The organism is Flavobacterium sp. (assembly GCF_043779715.1).
GTDB lineage: Bacteria > Bacteroidota > Bacteroidia > Flavobacteriales > Flavobacteriaceae > Flavobacterium.
The window spans coordinates 1-3,970 of sequence record NZ_JAYWDT010000091.1; the positions used below are offsets into that span (position 1 = coordinate 1).

General features: G+C 30.5%; 3 protein-coding genes. 2 read left to right on the top strand and 1 reads right to left on the bottom strand.

The annotated features are described in order from the left end of the window. Both ACH2BG_RS04645 and ACH2BG_RS04650 read left to right on the top strand, forming a co-directional pair. A partial coding sequence (locus ACH2BG_RS04645) for a T9SS type A sorting domain-containing protein (RefSeq protein ID WP_395046554.1) occupies positions 1 to 1,196 on the top strand: 1,196 nt, incomplete at its 5' end. Between the two features lie 203 nt (positions 1,197 to 1,399). Further along, positions 1,400 to 1,756 (top strand): hypothetical protein, encoded by a 357-nt coding sequence (locus ACH2BG_RS04650; protein WP_395046555.1) that lies wholly within the window; start codon positions 1,400 to 1,402, stop codon positions 1,754 to 1,756. Between the two features lie 130 nt (positions 1,757 to 1,886). On the opposite strand, the gene ACH2BG_RS04655 is transcribed toward ACH2BG_RS04650, so the two are convergent. Then, on the bottom strand, positions 1,887 to 3,947 hold the full coding sequence (locus tag ACH2BG_RS04655) for a tetratricopeptide repeat protein (protein WP_395046556.1): 2,061 nt from the start codon (positions 3,945 to 3,947) through the stop codon (positions 1,887 to 1,889). Between the last annotated feature and the right edge of the window lie 23 nt (positions 3,948 to 3,970).

The following is a 3,970-nucleotide window of genomic DNA, read 5'->3' on the forward strand; positions in this document are numbered from 1 at the left end:
CAGCAAACATGCTCCATAGCTATTGGAATATAGAACAATATCCTGCAGGGGATTATCTAAATTTTCAGGTTTGGGGATCTTCAACAGCTCAGGTTTGTCATATTGCAAAAGGAATTATTTCTAATATCCAACAACAAAAAATGTTATCTACTGAAGTTGTTGCTAATAGAATTCCTAGCGTATTTGTGAAAAATGGATTCTATAAAAACGGAAAATTAAATTTGGCCATAATTAATAAATCAAGAGCATTTAATTTAACTTTTGAAGGAAATAAAAAAATAACGGAGTTAGCTGCTCCAGAATTAGTTTCTCTGAATTTAAGTTTGTCTGGAGCTTATCAACAAAATATAGTGCTGGATTTAGGCGGAATGTTTGATATTGGACTTTCAATTATTGGAGATAAGTCAAAACAATTGGATGGGTTGTATTTGGCAGACGGTCCTTGGGGCCTAGATTATTCTAAAACAGAAACAACCATTTCTTCATTTATGATAGATAATATTCCAAATACTAGCATTACAAACGATCAATATGCGATTGAAAGAAATGCCACAGTTAGTGGTAGTGTTTACGGGACGATGAATTTATTTAGAAATATTCTTCCGGGAGAGTTAGCTTTTGATGCAGGGAATTACTCAACTATAAGTTTTGCAATTCAAAATTCATTGCCCGTCGAGGCAGTTCTGGTAACAGATAGCACAACAGACTGGAATGACAGATTACGTTTTCAAATTCCAGCAAATGTAACGACAGCAGATATGAATGTGCTTTTTGACCAGTTTACTAATCCAAAAGGACAAAAATATAATAAGGAAAAAATTAAAGGAATTGTTTTCTCTGTCCAAGGAAATTATAATGCTTTTCAAACATTTGAAATTAAAGTTTCCCAATTAGTTTTTAAAAATGCAAGTTCTTTAGGTACGGCTGATTTTGCAAATAGATTGACAAAAAATCTCTATAATTATCCTAATCCATGCCAACTTTCGACTACGCTTGTTTTGCCTAAAATAACCGAAAGTGCTACCGTAGAAGTGTTAGATATCTCTGGAAAATATTTGTTTACAAAACAATATAAGAACATACCTTCAAATAATGAAGTAAAAATACCATTAGATAATTTAAGCAAAGGGACTTATTTGTTTATTGTTACAACAAAAGAAAATGAAAAATTACAAACCAAATTTATCATAGAATAGTAAAATAAATAGTGGTTAAAAGACTGCCGCCACGGGCAGTTTTTTTTTATTTCGAAATTTACTTTTTTGCTTTGGGTTTTACAATAACTGACATATTTGTAGTTTAAGTATTATAATTTATAAAATAAAATGTATTTAGTCGATTTTTTATACATTTTTAGCGATAATTTTATAAATTTGATATGAAAGTTAAATTATCAAAAATGAAAGTAAAATTACACCATACACAACCATTTCTAGAAACAAATAATTTTGAAGATCGTCCTGGATACTATTTGATTTCTTTAAAATGGTCATTGATAAATGAAGAATACATTACTTTTGTTCGGAAGGATGCTTTTGCTTATTGTTATAATTTGGATTGGGCTGGACCTGTAAGTAAATCTGATGCAGAAAAAAAAGTGGTAAAGGATAAAATAGTAATGGTTCATCAATCAAGAATAAGATCTTTTGTCATTAAGGTACTTATAGATGACATAGAACGGTTTGTACTACCTAATACCGAAGAGGTTAGAAAAATAATTGGTTTTGAAGATATTAATTTACAACTTGTAGTTTAAGTTAGTTTTTAAACCAAAATAATAGTGTACTGCTATTTTCTGTGTTACTAACTAAAAGAATATGTTTAAAAAAAAAGAGGCTGTTGTTTAGACAGCCTCTTTTTTGGTTTAATTCGGTTTGGCAATGTGTTTATTTTAAGTCGAAAATTGGTTTATCAAATAAATTCCATTTTAATCGCAATCCAACTTCATTAAAAGTAAATCCAGCAGCTGTGGTTGATGCAATATTACTTCGAGTACCATAAACATTAACTAATATACGATCAGAGAATTTATAACCAAATTTTGCCTGCACTCTGTAGGTCCATTGTTTAGAATTATCTTCTATAAATTGAAAACCAGTTGCCACATTAGCATTGTAAAACCAAGATTTAGCTTCCACAATTTTCTCATCTTTTAGTATTTCTAAAAATAATTCGACAGCATTAAATCTCTTTGGACTAAAATAGTCAGTTGGTACTTGATTTTTAAAAGCAATGTATTGATAGTTAAGCCCGCCTTTTAAAACAGGATTCGACATGAAGTTATAATAAAAAGAGGTAAATAACAGGTTTCGAGAATTGTTGTCGGTTTGAGCCGTGTAAAAGTATTGTGTAAACCACCCAAAATTAAAATTAGTACCCATATTGTAATTTAAATAATAATTATTGGTTGCAATTTGTTTGTCAATTAAATCCGAGTTGAAATTTTGTACTTCCCTTTTATATCCAATTTCTAAATCCTGCAATTTAAATGGTTTTGCTTTAAAATAGGTATTAATCAATAATTGATTGTATTGTGTTGTGTTCGAATTTGCTGAGGTAACTCCCACATCTAGGGTGTAACTTATTTTAGGATGAAACTTATAATCAATGCCTAATAAAAAATCATTGGTTTTTGCACTTACGTTTGTAACGTTGTTTTCAGTTTTTCGATATTGATAGGTTGTGTTTACGGTCCATTTTGTTGATAATGGTATCGAAATAAGAGAACGTGTAGACATCGCCGTATTGTTACCATTGTCAAAAGAATAGCTTAATTTTTCTTCTAGATACGGAGTGAATTCCGCTTTTATTTTTTTCAAGAAATTTTCGGCATCATTTTGATTTTTGAAAATCTCTAAAGTTTTTGCAACGGCACCCAATGAGTTAGTTACTTCACCTGAGGCATAGTAGGCATTTGCAATTCCGAGGTTTCCATCAAATGATTTTACATCATTTCCTAAAATAGCCGAATAGTATTGGATACTTTCTTTAAAATCACTGCGATAAATGGCTAAAGTAGCGGATAGAGCCAACAGCAAGTTTTCATTGGCATATTTGGTATTTAACTCGGATATTTTAAGTTCTGCCAGTTTGTATTTTTTATTCCAAATCAATGCTTGTACATGCCGTTCCTGAGTTTGTTTGTTTATGTTTTCATCGGTGTTATTTTTTACTTTTTGGATGGCTTCTTCAGCTAAAGCCAGAGCTTTTTTGTCTTTTCCGTCAATATGCTCAATTAATGAAAGTCCGTTTAAGGCAATTATTGGATCGTTTTTTGCAATAACGGAATAGGTTTCTTTGCCTTTAGTTATATTTTTAGTTATTAAATATAGATTGGCTTTGTTTAATAGCGTTTCCTTATCATCAGGGAAATCAATTAATATTTCATTATAAAAAGTCTCCGCTTCGGTATAGCTTTTTTTATTTACCTTTTGATTGGCATATCCTAATTTTATGTATTTTCTAGAAATCAACGGTCCAGGATTGCCTGGAGATATTTCTAACGCTTTATTGACTTGAAAAAGCGCCTCTTTAAATTCTTTTAAATTAGATAAGGTATTCGCAAAGCCAAGATGACCAACAAAATTATCAGGGTTTCTCTCAACAAGCCCGCTGTAAAAGACTTTAGCTTCATCAAATTTTTTGTTCCAAAGTAAAGCTTCAGCATAATTCAATTCAATTTCTAAATCACCTGGGTATTCTTTTTTTAAATCTATAAAAAGATCCAATGCTTTTTCTGATTGTTTATTAAGACCTATCGCTCTAGCATAACACAAACGTGCCGTTTTGTTTTTAGGATAGTCCTTTAAAATATTTTCGAAGAACACTTCGGCCTTGTCAAATTCTCCTTTTTCCAAATTACTGAATCCTTTACTCATATCTTGAGCAATTCCAAAATTACTTACAATAATGAATAGAAAAAAGATAGTTTTTTTTAATAGTTTCATCCGCTTAAATTCTTAATTTATAT

Coding starts and splice junctions, on each gene's coding strand:
- ACH2BG_RS04655 (WP_395046556.1), bottom strand. CDS start 3,947: ATGAAACTATTAAAAAAAACTATCTTTTTTCTATTCATTATTGTAAGT.
- ACH2BG_RS04650 (WP_395046555.1), top strand. CDS start 1,400: ATGAAAGTAAAATTACACCATACACAACCATTTCTAGAAACAAATAAT.